Here is an 18,919-nt window from a genome sequence, read left to right on the forward strand (position 1 = left end):
TACAAGAGATTTTAGATGTTCCGGTTGGTATGATACATACCTCTTGGGGAGGCAGTTTGATAGAAGCCTGGATGAGCAGGGAAACATTGGGTTCAATCAAGGAGGTTGATCTTACCGATGTTGATTTGGATCGTGGAAACCGCTTTCCTACAGTCCTGTTCAATGCAATGATCAATCCACTGATACCTTACACCATAAAAGGAGCATTGTGGTATCAGGGAGAATCCAATCGTGAAGAACCTGAAACTTACAAAAAACTTTTTCCGGCAATGGTAAAGGACTGGCGTACACGATGGGGAATCGGCAATTTTCCATTTTATTATGTCCAAATTGCCCCCTTTTTATATGGTAATAACAATGCATTCCAAACCGCTGACAACTCAGCCTTTATGCGCGAGGCACAGTTAGAATGTTTGGAATTGATTCCAAATTCGGGTATAGCCATTACCATGGATATAGGGGATAAGACCAGCATTCATCCGCCTAAGAAGAAAGAAGTAGCTGACCGGTTATTATTTAATGCGCTCAACCAAACTTATGGATACAAAACTGTAGATTATGCTGCACCGGTTTTTGATTCGCAAGAGGTGAAAGATAACGGGGTATTACTAAAATTTAAAAATGCAGAGACAGGGCTGTATTCGTTTGATGGATTAGAGGGATTTGAAATTGCCGGGGAGGATAAAGTTTTTTACCCTGCAAATGCTAAAATTGTTAATGGCAGGGAAGTATTTGTAATAAATGATGAAGTACCTAATCCTGTGGCAGTAAGATATGCATGGCGCAACTGGGCATTGGGAAGCCTTTTTGATGCCTACCTTCTACCTGCGTCATCTTTTAGAACAGACAAATGGAATGATGCTACACAAATTGAAAAATAGCAGATATTAAAGGGAACAAATTTTCGTGGTAAGATGAAGTGGTATAAATACTTCAATCAGCATTATATATCCAATTCCGGAATCATTGTATTTAAAAATAGTATTACAGCTGGGGAAGTAAAAAGCATATGAAAAATCGGATAAAAATTTTGACATTGATAATTACAATTTTCCTGTTACAGGAGATTATGTTATTAAACATTGCCTATTCACAGTCAGATTCATCACAATCCAATAACCAGGCTGCTGTCCCTTATAAAACTAAAGAAAGACTGAAGGAAATTTATGATGAAAATTTATTTTCACCAAAATCATTTCGAGGGACATGGCTTCCCGATGGTTCGGGTTACCTCGTCCTTGAGGATGAATTGGGAAAAGCTGCTGAGGTACTTGTATTTTATGCTGTATCCGATGGTAAACGTATTGAAGTAATTTCCCCTGATAAATTTCGTGTTCACGGCTATTCCGATAATTTCAAGATTGAAAACTATGTTATTTCATCGGATGGCGACAAAATTCTTTTGCAATTGTCCGGTAAGGATAAAAAAAACAGTAAACCGGATTATTGGATGCTGGATCGAAAAACAGGTGCTTTGGAAAAAGTTACGGCCGGAACCAACAGCAGTATTTCCCCGGATGGTAAACAAATTCTTTACTCCGACCAGGGAAATCTGTACATAAATGATCTAACAAATGACAAAATAACGCAGGTAACTTTTGATGCAGTTGCCGAAACGATTTCAAACGGAAGGGCAGTTTGGAGCCCCGATGGTTCAAGTATCGCATTTGTGCAGACGAATGCATCGGACGTGAGAAAAAGATCATCCCTTATCCCGGGTGATCCCACTTATCCGAAAGTAGAAGAGCAGAGGTATGCGAGGGTAGGTGGAAATATTTCTGTATTGCGGGTGGGTGTTGTGGATACGGCAGGGAAAGAAACCAAATGGTTACCAATTCCAATCCCAAAAGAGGGGTATTACCTTGGAGAAGTAAGCTGGGCAGGGAATTCTGACGAGGTGTTGGTGGAAAAAAGAAGCCGTTTTAGGGACGAAAGGCAGTTTTTGATTGCCAACATTAATAGCGGCAAGACTACCAATATTTATCAGGAATCCGATCCTGCATGGGTTGTAGCAAGTTACGGGACTAACGGGGGAGTGGATTGGGTCCATAACTATAGTAATTTTATTGTCCTGACTGAAAAAGATGGCTGGAGACACGCCTATTTGGGCTCTCGTGAAGGAAAAAAAGAGGTATTGCTGACACCTGGAAATTACGATGTTATCGGACGCGTTGGTTTGGATGAAAGTAAAGGATGGTTTTATTATTATGCATCCCCTGATAAAGGCACACAAAAGTATTTGTATCGCGTGCGGTTTGACGGTAAAGGGAAAGCTGAACGTATAACTCCGACGGACCGGCCGGGGACTCATAATTACGAAATGTCTCCTGATGGTGAGTGGGCGTTTCATACTTACTCATCAGCAAATACACCTCCTGTAACTGAACTTGTCAAGCTTCCGGAACATAAAGTTGTACGTGTACTTGAGGATAATAGTGATCTGCGTGAAAAAATCAAGTCTCTGGACGCACAGCCCAAAGAGTTTTTAAGAGTTGATATCGGCGACGGTGTTGTTATGGATGCGTGGATGATCAAACCTATGGATTTTGATCCGTCCCGGAAATACCCTGTATTTGTCTATGTTTATGGTGAACCTCATGGACAGACAGTAATGGATTCCTGGGGACATGCTATGGCGGATTATCATCGTGTGATTGCCGATCTTGGATATCTTGTAGTATCAATTGACAACCGGGGGACACCATGTCCTAAAGGAGCAGCATGGCGCAGGGCAGTAGCGGGAAGTTTAGGGCCTCTGTCTACCGAAGAGCAGGCAGCAGGATTATATGAACTGGAGCGAGGCAGGCCTTATGTTGATCTTAGCCGGGTGGGTATCTGGGGCTGGAGCGGTGGAGGGTCAAATACTCTTAATGCGATGTTCCGAAAACCGGATCTTTATGATGTGGGAATAGCTGTTGCACCTAAACCACAACCCGACCTTTATAATGCATGGTTTCAAGAGATATATATGAACACTCCTGAAGTAAATCCTGAAGGATATCGTGAGTCGGCTCCAATTAATTTTGCAGAAGGACTAAAGGGGGATCTGCTGATAATCCATGGAACAGGGGAAACCAATACCCACATTGAGATTACCGAGGGATTGGTGGATCGCCTTATCGAAATGGGTAAAACATTTGATTACATGGCCTATCCCAATCGAAACCATGGTTTAATGGAGGGTAAAGGTACTCCATTGCATATGAGACTACTGATGGTGAGATATCTGCTTACACATTTACCTCCCGGGCCACAATAAAAGAGTACCATCATACCCCCCATTTTTTTTTAGACCTTAAACATGGAATCTGTTAGGTCTGTTATGGAATCCAACCTATAAAGAATTTAGAATCAATTAGTTGAAACCACTGGTAAGGGGGGTAAATTTTTGGTCTGAATGGTTAAAATAGCACATTAATTAGGTAAAATAATTGATATATGGTTTGGGGTCAAAAGTTAAATTTAAAAAAAAAATTACACCTTAAACCACATTCCTATGAAACAAAATTTTACTTGGTTTTCTAAAAAGATTATTGAAAATCCGCCTCGTCTCACACTGTATAAACTGCTTTCTTGTTTCATTTTCCAGGTAATTTTGGCTCAAGAAGTAGTATATGCAGACTATGCTTATGAAAATACGTTGTCTAATCCCCTGGGAAGCAGCCACCTTGATCCGGGATTGATTTTGGTTGAAAGTACATCGGCTGCCCTTCCCTTTGATGTGCAGGTTTCCGGAACAGTAACAGATGAAAAAGGAGAGCCACTTCCCGGAGCATCAGTCACTATAAAGGGAACGACAACAGGAACTGTTACAGATTTGGATGGGAGATATTCACTATTGTCACCTGACGTCGCCACTTTGGTTTTTTCCTATATAGGATTTGAAACCATGGAAGTCCCCGTCAACAACAGATCTCAAATCAATATCATCTTGAAAGCTGAGATAGCTGCACTGGATGAAATAGTTGTGGTAGGATACGGCACTAAGAAAAAGATCAATTTGACAGGTGCTGTGTCAACTGCTAAGGGAGAGGATATGGCGAATCGTCCCGTTACCAATGTGCAACAGGCCTTGCAGGGCTTGGTTAGTAACTTAGTCATTCAACCTAACAGAGCTGGTGGTGAACCTGGTGCGGATATGGCTATGAGCATCCGGGGTTTAGCTTCTTTTGAAGGTAGTACGGCTCCCTTTGTACTGGTGGATGGAGTCCCGATGGGCATCAATGACATAGACCCCAATGACATTGAATCTGTCTCTGTACTAAAAGATGTGGCCTCCACGTCTATCTATGGAGCTAGGGCAGCTTACGGGGTTATTTTGATTACCACCAAAAGAGGAAGTTCCGGGTCACGGATATCTTATTCCAATAATGTTGGTTTTAGTTCTCCCACGATCTGGCCTAGATTACAGGGAGGTACAGCCTGGGCGCATGCCTTGAACGATGCCAACAGGAACTTTGGAGGTAGCGCACCCTACCCAGCTGAGGCGATTGAGCGCTTGGAGAGAAACCTGGCAAATCCAGGTAGTGCCCCCGGTATGCTTCCTAGGCCGGGTGCGGATGATTGGAATATTTTGAATACCGGTACTTTTGGTGTTGCGAATGATGGAATCTCCGATTTGATCATGCGGGATAGGTCGATGCGGGCTAAGCACAATATAGCCATTTCAGGAGGAAGTGAAAATGTAAATTACTACTTATCTACCGGTTACTATAGCGAAGATGGATTGCTTCGATTCGGAGATGAGTCTTTTAGCCGATTTAACGTGGATGCAAAAGTTGCCGCCAAGGTAACTCCTTGGATGAATATCGAGTTTTTAACTAAATATAAGTCTGAAAATGAGGACTTTCCATGGAATGGCGACTTTGGACGAGCCTGGTATATGAACTGGATAGGTAAGATCAAATTCGGTACGCCTGCTAAATATCCCGATTCAGATATTTGGACCATGCAAACCCGGGTGGAGGAATGGAAAAGAATGAGGCAGAGAATCCAAAGTAATCAGATTGTCTTGTCTCCAAAAATCAACATCGAACCAATTAAGGGTTGGGTGACTACCGCTCAATTAAACTTTACATCCGATCAGATTGAAGACACTAGATTTGCCAAACAATACCCTTGGGTCAGGCCTAGTGGTGAAATTGCACTTGAGCCACAAAGCAGGCAGGCCACTCTTTACGAGAATGATTTGATCAGAAACACTTACTTCTCCCCGAACATTTACTCCTCCTATGCAAAGGAAATCGGCAAGCACGATTTTCAAATCATGGTGGGTTACCAGCATGAGATATGGAATTACAGCAACCTATTTGCCCGTAGTTTTTTTATGCTGAGTGATGCGGTTCCCTCCGTCAGTACTTCTGTGGGTGATCAATTAGTACGGGATGCTATTGGGCATTGGAGCACTCAAAGTGTTTTCTCACGCTTAAATTACATCTTCAACAAAAAATACCTGCTTGAGGTCAATGTACGGCAGGACGGTTCCTCAAGATTTGAAGAGAGTCGCAGAACAGGTGTATTCCCCTCCGCATCTGCGGGCTGGATCATTTCCGAAGAGGGATTTTTCCCTTCATCGGGTTTGGTGGATTTGTTGAAGGTCAGGGGTTCCTATGGAAGGTTGGGTAATCAGGACGTGGCCAACTACTTATATGTGCCTACGTTGCCTATTCGTCAGACCAACCAATGGTTGTTTGGGAACGATCGTGCTTGGGCGGTTGGTGCCCCCAATCTAAATAGTGTCAACCTAACATGGGAAACAGTGGCCACTACCAACTTGGGTCTTGATGTGGCTTTGTTTAAAAATCAATTGGATATGACCTTCGAAGTTTATGAAACCAGAACAAAGGACTTGGTTTCTCCGGGAAGACCGCTCCCTGCCGTATTGGGGACAACTGTGCCTAAAAGAAATGAAGGTGAGATTAGAACCAGAGGTTGGGAGTTTGAGTTTGGCTACAAGGGTACGATCGGTTCAGATTTCAAATACCAGATAAGAGGTCAATTGGCAGATTACCGAAGTGTGGTAGTTAACTACACCAACCCTACTGGACTATTGAGTACATTTTACAAAGGCCAGGATTTAGGTGAAATTTGGGGATTTCGATACGATGGCCATTATCAGTCCCAGGCTGAAATTAACGAGGGAGTAAATCAAAGCTTTATTTATCCCGGATTGTGGAGGCCGGGTGACTTCCGATATAAAGACTTGAATGGGGATGGCAGAATAAACATTGGCGATAATACAATAGACAACCCCGGAGACCTTGCCATTTTGGGAAACACAACACCGAGATACACTTATGGCCTAAATTTAGGTGCTAGTTGGAAGAATTTTGATTTTTCCGTCTTTTTCCAAGGAGTTGCAATGAGAGATTGGTCATTTGGAAGCAGTGCAGTTTTCAGAGGACCGGCAGCTGGACCTATGCATAATAATGTGTTAGAGGGGCACATGGATTATTGGAGAGACGAAACAAGTGCGCTAGGTCCCAATTATGATGCCTATTTTCCACGACCTTATGCTCAGTTCTTTGGAGAAAACCAGAAAAACTATGGTCGGCCAACTGATCATTTAATGCAAAACGCAGCTTACCTGAGGCTTAAAAACCTGCAAATTGGGTACTCAATTCCCAAAAGTATTGCGCAGAAAGTATTGCTGAACAATGCGAGGATTTACATTTCGGGTGAAAATCTCTTAACGTTTTCTAGTTTGATGTTTTTCGACCCTGAGGCACTTGCCGGTAGATGGTACGGGGCTGGAGATGCCTATCCTTTGAGTAGGACGCTCTCGGCGGGTATAAACCTTAACTTCTAACAATTTCCCATGAAATCAAGCAGGACATATCCGTATAACTTAGGGATGATAATCCTGGCGAGATTCTTTGTGACCACTGATAAAAATATAAACACATGAAAAGAATATATTATATAATCGCATTTCTTACAGGAATAATGTTATACTCCTGTGACGATGATTTCTTGAATAGGGTTCCGCTTGATCAGATTTCTGATCCGGAGTTTTGGAATTCAACAGGCGACATGGAGTTATTCCTAAACACGTTTTATGATACGTTTGATGGTTGGCCTCCTTCCGGTGGTGGATCCGCCCCCACAAAGGATAGAGGAACCGACATTGCCTTGCCAGCGATAAACGTTTTTGGAGCAAGCTGGACACCGCGGCTTGATGGAACGATAAATGTTCCCGCATCGGGAGGCGGATGGAACTGGGTAAACATCCGAAACATCAACTATTTTCTGGGTAACATCGATCGGGTCAAAGAACGCACCAATATGACGGACCATTACATCGGTGAAGGACACTTCTTCCGGGCATGGTTTTATTATGAAATGATGAAGAACTTTGGAGCTCTTCCCATTATTCGCCAGGCTGTGAACGAAGATGATGTGGACATCCTGTATGCCCCCAGGAATAACAGAACGGAGGTATTTAATTTTATTCTCAGTGATCTGGAAATCGCCATTTCTAAGATGCGCCATAGCCATCAGCTTGCCACGCCCGGAACAAGGCTGAGCAAGGATATTGCCATCATGTTTAAGGCAAGGGCTTGCTTGTATGAGGGTACTTGGGAGAAATACCACAGCGGATCCCCCTTCGAAGGCCAAACAGATGGTAGGGGCTACATCCAGCAGGCCGCTGATGCTGCCCTTCAAATAGTCGATGGAGGAAATTATTCGCTTGTAATGGGAGATACCAGTAGGGTATATGCGGATCTTTTCAATAGGAACAACTATGCCGGGGTTAGCGAAGTGATTTTTTATAAGCATTACGACCGGGAGACCCATGGGAATACCTTTGGCAATCAATTGTGGAACTGGCCCAACGCCTACGGTTATACGTACGAGGCAACCAAGTTTTTCCTAAGCAAAGATGGGTTACCCATTGCGGTTAGTCCGAATTTTGTGGGTGATGCGACATTGGATGTGCTGGAGGTGAACAGAGATCCCCGCCTTGCCCAGACGGTTATGGTTCCTAACGATATCCTAAGAATACAAGGGACAGATACCACCTTTTTTATTCGGCCTGATGTGCTGAATTCAGGTACAGGGTTGGAATCCAGGAAGTTCCGTCACATCGTGGTGGACCCGGCAGTAGGTATTCAAAATCACAACGTGGATTATATCTTTATGCGGTTACCGGAAGCGATGCTCATATATGCGGAAGCCAAGGCGGAATTGGGGAACCTGACACAGGCCGATGTAGATAAAACCATTAACAGAATCCGTGACCGGGTAGGCATGCCTCACCTGATGATAAATAGCATCACACCTGATCCAAACTGGCCTAATTACGGTTATTCGATTCCGGATTACCTACATGAAATCAGAAGAGAAAGGACGGTCGAGTTATTTGCAGAAGGATTCAGATTTGATGATCTAATGAGATGGAGGGCACATAACTATTGGGTTGGAACCAGATTTGTAGGAACATTTGCGACGCCTGAATTAAAGGCGGTAGCTTCTGCAATTCCCGTAAATGAGGCGGGGTTTTTTGACCCCTATCAGTTTACCCTTAGTGGTCCGGGAAGTACTTTTGCGTTCAATCCAGGTAGAGATTACCTAATGCCCCTTCCTACCAATGAATTGACATTAAATCCAAACCTGAAACAAAATCCTGGTTGGTAAAAACATGCCTTTTCAGTTCTGCAAAAGGTAATGATTGAACAGAGCAAGGTCAAAGTTCACTTTGACTTTGCTTGTTTTTTTCAAATAATACCTGTCTACCATTTAAAATAGAATTATTGGATTTCCTGTATTTACAATGAAAAATACCATGACAAAAAGTAGAATAAATCAATTTGATATTTCCGTTTTTGTTTTGGGAGCGACCTTATTTTACTTTACATTAAATACGTTGACCGGACAAACAGTTAGTCCTGGCTCAAAAAAACAAAGTAACAAAGATCTTACTAGAAATGAGATTAAGCCAGAGTTGATGAGAAACCGGTTTTTGACTTTTGCATCGGTGGTCCGTGTCAACCAAATTGAAACTTCACGAACGGAGTTCCATGGTGTGGATGAGTCGGCAGTTCACAGTCCTCGGGAAGCAAGGATGTTAAGGGAAGCGATAGAAAGAGCCTGGCCGGGAGCGAGAATGACTTGGGCTTTCAGTTGGCTCTCCCTCCAAGATCAGCGACAAAACTACCGGGACTTGAGGGATCTCATTGTTTCTTTCCATAAAAAATACGGTGATGAAATAACCTTTATTCCGGGAGCATATTTTTCCCCCATGTACAATACCCGGGAACAGACCAACCGGGACCTACATGAAGGATTGAAGATGGTCTCAGACTTGGTAGGTGATGGTTATCGTCCACAGGCAGTCATCGCTGGCTTTATGGCAGCCGAAAATCTGAGGTACCTTGCTGAAGAAGAAGGAATCCATGTATGTCAGGGTACCATTTGGAGTCAGTATGCTGTAGATAATGGAGACGGTGATGGCTCTATTGTTTACCCCTACTACCCATCTAAAGAACATTTTAACAAACCTGCACAGAATGGGAAAGATCAGATAGACTGTGTCAATCTTGATGGATGGACGGTGGACTTTCTTAACGCAAGATATCCGGGAGCAAGACGGATCGATGGGGTCAACTGTGGTAGCAGGATGGGCGTTGGCCCGATCGAGACTGTGATCAGATTGGGGACAGAACTAGGCGTTCGCCAAATGCTTGCCACAACTTCTACCCATTTCGACAAGGGATTCGAGCTGAATGGCTTCGCCTGGGTAACCACCATTTGGGAGCTTAGCCTTGTAGAAGCGCGTCAGCTATTCCCTTTTTATCAGGATCGTAATGGCATGGAAGGACTGGAAATATGGCTCAGTGAAATCCGTCGGAGGTGGCCGGAAGCCAGGGCAATTACCCACGGGGAGTTCGGAATGCTCTGGAGAGAGCACTTCAAAAGCAATGATGAACTGGACTACCAATTTGTCCACCGAGGATCAGGTATTTGCGGATCCGAACCTGAATTGGAGATCCGCTGGTTTATGAACAAAGATTTCAGATTGGCTACCCTCAGAGACTGGATTGCCCAAACTCCCGGGAAAGTAATAGATTTTACCCGATATGACTTGAAAGCCCAAGAACCTGCAGACCCTGAGCCTGGAAAGCCTATCCGTAATTGGAGCCTGATGAACCGCCTTAACCAAAAAGGAACCAGGCCACAGGATGTACCCTTAAAAATAGAAGAACTGTTTCCCGACGAGCAGGAAATAGTTAAAAGCAGATATCCGCTGTTGTTTGAGGATAGCAATCTTGAAAAAGTAAAATAAATGTTTGATTTAAAAGTATATCTCTCTTAGAAAAAGGATCTTATTCACTCCAAGATATGGCTCTGTCATTCAAGAAAATGGAAAGACGTGTTTAAACAGTCCTCCCCTGAAATAATTCATCAATCGTTGGTATTTATTCTTTAAGTCACTAGTTAAAATATTATGGCACAAAAAATGATTTTTCCTAAAACTATCTTCGTGTATCTTTCAATTTTAACGATTTCCATTTTTTTGGTAGCATCAATGTGCACCAGATTTGAAAACGATTCAGAAAGCTTGGATCCGCCGAAAAACCTTGAACAGGTATCCTACCAAGATGTATTAATAACAGACAACTTTTGGAGACCAAAAATCAAACTAAATGAGACAAATGGTATTCCATCCGTTTTTGAAGCCGGTAGATCTTCATTGGAGAATTTTGACATTGCTTCGGGAAAAATGAAAGGTGAACACAACCAAAGAATGGCCAGTGATTCAGATGTTTATAAAATTATTCAAGGGGTAGCTTATTCACTTCACCATTCTCCAGATAAGGAACTGGAAGATTTCACTGACAATCTAATTGAAAGTATTATCTCTGCTCAAGAGGATGATGGGTATCTCAATACCTATTGGTCTGCTATCAATCTGGATAAAAGATGGACAAATATTAAAAAGGACCATGAGCTTTATTGCGCCGGTCATTTATTTGAAGCGGCTGTTGCTTACTATGAAGTGACGGGTAAGAGAAAATTATTGGATGCAGCTATAAAATTTGCCGATCACATAGATTCTATTTTTGGTCCCGGTAAGCGGATTGAAGTTCCCGGCCATCAGGAAATAGAACTGGCATTGTACAAACTTTATAAAACAACCAATGAGGAAAGGTATCTAAAACTTGCCGCTTTCTTTATCAACGAAAGGGGTAAACCTGAAAGAATTGATACTATTCCCCCAAATTTTGATCCTCATGCAGGTACACCCAATAGATGGAGACATGCCTCTTACCGACAAGATCACCTGCCTGTTGAAAAACAATATCATGCAACAGGTCATGCTGTTAGGGCAGTCTATATGTATTCGGCTATGACGGATCTGGCTCAAGAATCAAATTCAGATCAGTATCTGCCCGCATTGGATTCAATCTGGAATGATATAGTCAAAAGGAAAATGTATGTTACAGCAGGAATCGGCACACACGAATTTCACGACGAAGGATTTGGTTTGCCATACAAGCTTCCAAATAACTCTGCTTATTGTGAATCATGTTCTGCTATGGGACTCTGTTCTTGGAATAAGCGGATGAACCTAAAACATGGTGATGCCAAATATGCAGATATGGTGGAATTATTGATTTATAATGCTGCAATTTCCAGTGTGGGTTTGGAAGGAGATATGTTTTTTTACAAAAACCCCCTTGAATCAGATGGGAATTACAGTAGAAGGCCTTGGTTCAATCCTGCTTGCTGTCCAAGCAATATGGTTAGGTTCCTTCCTGAGATTGGTTCTGCGATATATGCAAAAGGTGACAATGAGATTTTCATTAACCAATACATTGGAAACGAATCTGTTATACAATTACATGGTGATGATATCACTTTGATAATGGAAACCAATTACCCTTGGGATGGAAACATAAACATCCATATTGATCCAAAGGAAGAAAAATCTTTCAGGCTGTTTGTCCGGATTCCATCCTGGGTTAGAGGGGATTTTTTATCAGAAAGCGATCTCTACACTTTTTCTGGGAAAGCAGCCAATGCCGAAATGAGCACGGTAATAAAGGTAAATGGCAAATCTGTTAGCAATCCTACATATAGTAATGGCTATGCGAGTATTGACAGAAAATGGAAGAAGGGTGACCATGTTGAACTTGAATTTCCCATGATCCCTCATGGTGTTTTGGGTCATCCCCATATTGAAGCAGTCAAAGGAAAAGTCGCCTTAATGCGAGGACCGGTAATTTACTGTCTGGAAGAAGTTGACAATCCTGAATACTTTAAGTTGGCAGATGAACCGAAAATTAAATTCGATGAACTAGTTGGCCTATTTGATGAAAAGTTACTCGGAGGTGTGGTGGGTATAAAAAGTAAAGCAGCTCTTCCAGATGGGAATCAACTAGAGGTAAACTATATTCCCTATTATTCCTGGGCCAATAGGGGCGATGGAAAAATGAAAGTATGGGCTCCACATGAATAGGAAAAACATTTACCGACAAAAAAACAGTTTGCTTTCATCAATGCCATATAATGTCATTGATGAAAGTTGGAAATCATGACTATTAAATCTGATGCTTATGTGTAAGGCTTTACGGCATCTCCGGAAAAATTGTAAAAAAATTTAACCAATAAATAAATACATTACTATGAGTAATAAAACTAGTAAATTTTCCTATCAAATGATCTTCCATTTACTTTTATTGATTGTTTGCGTTACTACGGTGCATGCCCAAAAGAATAAATTACCGGCCGACACTACTATTGTCTCCTCCAATGTAGTGACTGTTAACGGGAAAAGAATACCCTATCAAGTTACGGTAGGTACTCAGCCGGTATACGGTGAAGATGGAGAACCTGATGCGGCGCTATTTTATACCTATTACAAACGAAATGATGTCGAACGGGTTGAGAACCGACCAATTGCATTCTCATTCAATGGAGGGCCAGGAGCGGCATCGTTATGGATGCATTTGGGATATACAAGTCCGAAACGCCTGGAAATAAGTGATGAAGGATATCCCATACAGCCATATGGTATCGTCGATAATCCACATTCAATTATAGATGTGGCAGACATCGTATATGTTGATCCAGTTAATACGGGTTTTTCCCGCATTTTGAATGACGGCAAGCGCGAAGATTTTTTTGGAGTGTATCAAGACATTACCTATCTGGCTGACTGGATTGACAATTTCCTATCACGACAAGGACGTTGGAGATCCCCAAAGTATCTGATTGGGGAGAGTTATTCGGCAACACGCGTGGCTGGTTTATCTGGTGAACTACAAGACCTCCATGGGATTTACCTCAACGGAGTAGTTATTGTTTCCGGGACTAAAATGGAACTACCTATCGCAAGTAATGAAGTACTACAAATACCTAACTACGCTGCGGTAGCCTGGTATCACAATAAGCTACCTGAAGATTTACAGAAAAATAGTCTTACTGAAATTCTCTCAGAAGTTGAAAAGTACGCTATTGATGAATATTTACCAGCAGTCGAAAGAGGTGGATTTATTGATGAAGATCAGAAACAAGATGTTGCGGAAAAATTAGCCCGGTACACAGGTCTCAAAAAGGAATTCATATTGGACCACAATCTGATAGTCTCCACTAATGCTTTCAGAAAAGAGTTACTAAGGGACGAAGGATATTTCCTGGGTCTTTCGGATGCACGGTATAAAGGTATAGATAAAATGGATGCTGGCGATACCTTTACCGGAACTACTCCACCGGAGTCAGCTGCTTGGGATAATGCCTTCACTCCTGCAATTAATGCTTATCTTCGAAATGATTTAAATTTTAAAACAGACCTGCAATACTATGTTTCTGGTCCTGTATTTCCCTGGCCATGGGATAGATTTACTGATGGGACCGGAGAGAGATTGCGTAATGCTATGATGCAGAACCCCAATCTTGAAGTATTATTTCAAGCAGGATATTACGATATGTTGGTAAATTATTTTAGACAAAAAAATGGTATGTGGAAGCTTGATCCAAGTGGTAAAATGAAAGACCGTTTACATTTTAAAGTGTATGAAAGTGGTCACATGATGTATGTGAGGGAGAAAGATTTGATAAAGTCTACAAATGATCTCCGAGAGTTTATTCAACAATCAATCCCCCTGCAGGGTGAAGCGGCAAAGTATTGATGTAGACTATTCATAAGTCTAATGCACCCATTACGAACCTGAGGCGAAGGAACTTGCCGACGTAAAAACAGAGCAGACCATCCGCAACTGGAGGCTTATGAACCGACTAAACCAAAAAGAAACCCAATCGCAAGATTTACCCATGGACATGAAAGAACTATATTCTGAAGAACAGGAAATGATCGAAAAGAGGTATCCGGTATTGTTAACTGAAGAGCAACTTAAAAGAATAAAGTTAAGTAATCATGACAGACTTTAGGAAAATAATGTGGCTCTACAAAATCGTTTCCTTATTTATTTTAGTTGTGTTTGGTGCATTTTCGTGTAATCAGGTACAGCAAGAAAAGTTGCAACCCAACATCGTTTTCATTTTTATCGATGACATGGGATGGAAAGATGTTGGCTTTATGGGAGCTGAATATTACGAAACGCCCAATATTGACAAGTTAGCAGAAAGCGGGATGATATTCACCCAAGCTTATGCCAATGCGCCGAACTGTGCACCAACCCGTGCCAGTTTGCTTTGCGGTCAATATACCCCAAGGCATGGTGTCTTTACGGTTGCAAGATCAGATAGGGGAGATCCAAAAGACAGGCGTTTAGTTCCCATTGAAAACTCAAGAACAGTATCACTCGACCATATCCTGATTTCAGAAGCATTAAAACCGGCAGGTTACCGGAGTGCAGCCATCGGGAAATGGAATGTCGGAAATTCACCGGAGGAACAAGGTTTCGATCTGGGATTTCCTGGAACTGGGTTTCAGGGGCATTTCAATTCTGAAGGGGATTATCTGGCAGATCATTTAACAGACAGGGCGGTTGACTTTATAAAAGAAAATAATCCAGAGAAAACGGGCAGTCCATTTTTCCTTTACCTCTCACATTACGCCGTTCATACTCCCATAGAAGCTAAAGAAAGCATAATTGCCAAATATAAGGATAAGCAAGGGGTTGGGTGTCATCAAGATCAAACCTACGCCGCAATGATCGAAAGTGTTGACCAAAGTGTGGCAAGAGTGAATAGTATACTCGAAGAATTGGGATTAAGTGAAAATACATTGGTGATTTTCTTTTCAGATAATGGTGGCCATGGGACTTATACTTGTCAGAAACCATTGCGTGGTGGAAAAGGGATGCTTTATGAAGGTGGAATCAGGGAACCCATGTTTGCTTATTGGCCCGGTAAAATCAAGGCAGGCTCAATTTCCGAAGAACCTGTGATCAGTACTGATTTTTATCCGACTTTTCTTGAACTGGCTGGTTTGGAAAAAACTGAGGAATATGTTTTGGACGGAGTAAGTATCCTTCCCCTGTTAAAAGGTGAAAGAACAGTAAACCGGGATGCACTTTTCTGGCATTTCCCGGTCTACTTGGATTCTTATGAAGGTATGAGAGACGAGTCAAGGGATACAAAATTCAGAACCAGACCTGTGAGCGTAATAAGAAAAGGGGATTGGAAGTTGTTGCAGTTTCATGAAGAATGGGAACTCGATGGCGGCCGTGAAAATATCCTTACGAACAATGCAGTAGAAGTTTATAATCTGGCAGAAGATATTGGTGAAACAAACAACCTTGCATCAGTTCAAATTGATAAGCGCAATGAATTACTAAATGACCTCATTAAGTGGCAAAATGAAATTGATGCACCAATTCCCCAGGAAATGAACCCAAAATATGAAAGTAACGACTAACTAAAATTGGTGTAGATAAAATAAGTACATAAAATCAATTTAAAACACATGAAAAAGTCTGTTTTTTTTCTAACACTGATGCTGTGCAGCTCGGTAATTGAGGTGAAAGCACAGTTAACCTTTGAAAAGTACGAATACTCAAATCGTAGGGAAAAACTCATGGATATGATTCCCGATGGAATTGCAATAATCAGAGGTGCATCTGAACCCCTTGGAGATTTACCTTTTACGCAGTATAACAACATGATGTATTTTGCCGGGGTAGAAATCCCCGATGCGATTCTCATTGTGGATGGAGAAAAAAAGGAAAGCACGTTGTTTTTCACCATTGACGAGCACCATGCCGACGGCGAAAATATTTCATTGGACCTTGTGAGAGACCCCGTGAAAATCACGGGAATTGAGAATTATCTTCCATATGAAGATTTTCCCGGAATGCTAAAAGATAGACTAGCGGGCAGCACTGTAATTTATACGCCATTCAGCCCAGAGGAGCATATTGGAGAAAATTCCATGGAAAAATTTAACAAATTCAAACGCACCATAACCGACAACGAATGGGACGGCAGACTCACCCGTGAAATGCAATTTGTAACGGTTTTAAACCAGCGATTCCCTGAGAATCAGGTTTTGAACTGTACCCCCTTTATCTGGGAACTGCGAAAGATCAAGTCGAAAGCTGAAATTGATGTGATTCGACAGGCTGCCCAACTTTCTGTTGAGGCACATAAAGAAGTGATGAGAAATACCAAACCGGGTGTTGCGGAAGTAAAACTGGCGGCTCTTTTCCAACAAATTTGCATGTCCGGTGGGGCAAAGGGATTGGCATTTGGGACCATTATCATGTCGGATAAAAACCACGCCTATGGCCATTACATGCAATACGACCGCATATTGCAGGAAGAAGACTTTATCATTCTCGACGGTGGCGCCAATCTATCGAATTATGCGTCCGACGTTTCAACGACCTTTCCGGCAAATGGTAAGTTTTCCGAAACGCAGCGGGAGATATATGAATTGGGTCTCTTTGTCAGGGAAATATGCCAGAGACTCTACCGCCCTGGGATTTCATTGACAGAGATCGGTGCCGAAGTGAAAAAGGAGCTTGAAAAGAAAGGCCATGACACCTCAGACCGCCGATACAATTTGTGGATACGTGACGGCGGATACAACCATAGCATTGGCATGGCAGTGCATGACAGGATGCATAACTTCGATCGTGGAGAACCTCTCAAGCCTGGGTTTGTTTTTGCCTGTGATATCATGGGAAAAGCTGATGAAGTAACAAGTATACGGATCGAAGACACCGTGGTAATAACCGAAGATGGGTGTGAAATCTTATCATCAGGTTTGCCCCGGACGATTGATGAAATTGAAGCATTCATGAAGAACAATTGACACAAAGCCATAATTTATTATCCTAAGCTATGAAGCATCTTTTTGTTATCCTATTTCTGCTTACGATGGATTTAGGGCTTTCTGCCCAAGGGATTGATATATACCAAAGGCCCGTCAACCTTGAACCGGATAGGGATTTCGATGCCATACATTACAGGGTAAAACTTGATATTGATATCGATGGGAAGCAATTGACGGGACAAAATACGGTGATCCTGACACCACTCCGAAGCAATCTGAATAAAGTAACGCTGGATGCAGTATCACTGGTCGTAACCGATGTTCTCGATAGTAAGGGAATTCCGCTTTCCTATAAGCAGGGCGAAGATAAACTGCATATAAACCTCTCCGGCACCTATTCACACAAGGATACTGTAAAGTTTACCGTGAAGTACTATCTCGCAGAACAGGTTTCCGGCCTAAAATTCATTGATAAAACAGAAACCAATCCACTGCAGGTTTCTTCCGATTGCTTTCCCGATCAAGCCAGGCAGTGGATTCCCTGTTACGACTATCCCCATGACAAAGTAACCCAAGAGATGATTGTGACGGTTGATAATAACTATAAGGTACTGTCAAATGGGAAGCTACTGGGCATTACCGAAGATCAGGAAAATGGAAAACACACCTACCATTGGAAACAAAGCAAGCCGCACTCCACCTACCTCATAAATCTGAGCATTGCCGATTATACCGTAATCGAAGACTCCCTAGGCGCTTTACCTGTAAACTATTGGGTATATAAGCGGCATGAGCAGGATGCAAAAAGATCATTCGCAAAGACGCCCTACATGATCGATTTTTTTAACAGGATATATGGCTATGAGTATCCCTGGGAAAAGTATGATCAGGTGGTCTCAGCACACCAAGGAGGGGGAGCCGAAGCCACATCTGCAACGCTGCTGGGAGAAGGGGCCGTTACCACTAAGCAGGAAGAAATCGACTTTTCTTTTGAAGGGATCATTGCGCATGAGATTGCCCATCAGTGGTGGGGAGACCTTATCACCCTCAGAAGCTGGGAACATTCTTGGATGAATGAAAGCTTTGCCACCTATTCCGACTACCTGTACAAGCGATACGACTGGGGTGAAGATGAAGCGGCATTTGATCTGCTGCGGAAAAAAAACGCTTACCTGCGTGAAGCGCATACCAGGTATATGCGCCCCATTGTCTTTAATCAGTACGAAAACCCGGGACAAAACTTTGATAGCCATGCTTATCCTAAGGGAGCCAATGTCCTTCATATGCTTCGTTTTGTATTGGGTGACGACACCTTCTTTCGAGTGCTTAGTGAATTCCTGCATCGGTTTGAATTTCAGGCAGTAAGTACCCAGGATTTTATGCAGTGCGTAAAGGATGTTAGTGGTATGAACTTGGATTTGTTTTTCTGACAGTTTCTATTTCATCCAGGCCATGCCGTTTTTGAGGTAGCCAAAAACTGGGATGAATCGACCAAGACCCTTGCGTTGGAAATAAAACAGACCCAGGATAAATGGGAGAATGTGCCCATTTACCGCATTCCAGTAAATATAGGATTTTACCAAAAGGATGGAAAGACAGTAGAGAAAGTATGGTTGAACAATAAAAATGAGACATTCCAATTTAAACTGGATACTGAGCCTTTGATGGTCCGCTTTGATGAAGGCAACCACTTGCTCAAAGAATGGACCTATCTGAAAACCGAGGAAGAGCTTT

The 18,919-nt window shown here is 42.4% G+C and carries 10 protein-coding genes and 2 pseudogenes; all 12 read left to right on the forward strand.

The genetic code is table 11. The annotated features are described in order from the left end of the window. Positions 1-881 (forward strand): sialate O-acetylesterase (locus ACEW8O_RS05660; protein ID WP_373493652.1); only part of this gene is annotated, 881 nt, incomplete at its 5' end. Between the two features lie 188 nt (positions 882-1,069). After that, entirely contained in the window at positions 1,070-3,259 is a 2,190-nt protein-coding gene (locus ACEW8O_RS05665; RefSeq protein WP_373493653.1) for a DPP IV N-terminal domain-containing protein, read from the forward strand. A gap of 237 nt (positions 3,260-3,496) precedes the next feature. Continuing rightward, positions 3,497-6,808 carry a SusC/RagA family TonB-linked outer membrane protein gene (locus ACEW8O_RS05670; RefSeq protein WP_373493654.1) on the forward strand — a complete coding sequence of 1,104 codons (3,312 nt, stop codon included), beginning with the start codon at positions 3,497-3,499 and terminating at the stop codon, positions 6,806-6,808. A 95-nt stretch (positions 6,809-6,903) separates the two neighbouring features. Next, entirely contained in the window at positions 6,904-8,637 is a 1,734-nt protein-coding gene (locus ACEW8O_RS05675; protein ID WP_373493655.1) for a RagB/SusD family nutrient uptake outer membrane protein, read from the forward strand. 148 nt (positions 8,638-8,785) lie between these two features. Beyond that, positions 8,786-10,285 carry a DUF3863 domain-containing protein gene (locus ACEW8O_RS05680; RefSeq protein ID WP_373493656.1) on the forward strand — a complete coding sequence of 500 codons (1,500 nt, stop codon included), beginning with the start codon at positions 8,786-8,788 and terminating at the stop codon, positions 10,283-10,285. A gap of 243 nt (positions 10,286-10,528) precedes the next feature. Then, positions 10,529-12,463: a glycoside hydrolase family 127 protein gene (locus ACEW8O_RS05685; RefSeq protein WP_373493657.1), complete on the forward strand. Its 1,935-nt coding sequence runs from the start codon at positions 10,529-10,531 to the stop codon at positions 12,461-12,463. A 166-nt stretch (positions 12,464-12,629) separates the two neighbouring features. Next, entirely contained in the window at positions 12,630-14,135 is a 1,506-nt protein-coding gene (locus ACEW8O_RS05690; RefSeq protein ID WP_373493658.1) for a S10 family peptidase, read from the forward strand. 37 nt (positions 14,136-14,172) lie between these two features. Then, positions 14,173-14,394 (forward strand): annotated as a pseudogene (locus ACEW8O_RS05695) (DUF3864 domain-containing protein); the annotation flags it as partial. Next, a complete protein-coding gene (locus ACEW8O_RS05700) occupies positions 14,381-15,826 on the forward strand; it encodes a sulfatase (RefSeq protein ID WP_373493659.1) in 1,446 nt (481 codons plus the stop codon). The pseudogene ACEW8O_RS05695 and the gene ACEW8O_RS05700, both read left to right, overlap by 14 nt. A gap of 48 nt (positions 15,827-15,874) precedes the next feature. Next, the gene (locus ACEW8O_RS05705) at positions 15,875-17,224 is read left to right on the forward strand and encodes an aminopeptidase P N-terminal domain-containing protein (RefSeq protein WP_373493660.1); all 1,350 of its coding nucleotides are present in this window, start codon (positions 15,875-15,877) and stop codon (positions 17,222-17,224) included. 29 nt (positions 17,225-17,253) lie between these two features. Continuing rightward, complete coding sequence (locus ACEW8O_RS05710) at positions 17,254-18,615, forward strand: M1 family metallopeptidase (protein ID WP_373493661.1); 1,362 nt, start codon at positions 17,254-17,256, stop codon at positions 18,613-18,615. A gap of 75 nt (positions 18,616-18,690) precedes the next feature. Then, positions 18,691-18,919: pseudogene (locus ACEW8O_RS05715) on the forward strand (aminopeptidase); the annotation flags it as partial.

Source organism: Aquiflexum sp., from assembly GCF_041749095.1.
Classification (GTDB): domain Bacteria; phylum Bacteroidota; class Bacteroidia; order Cytophagales; family Cyclobacteriaceae; genus Aquiflexum.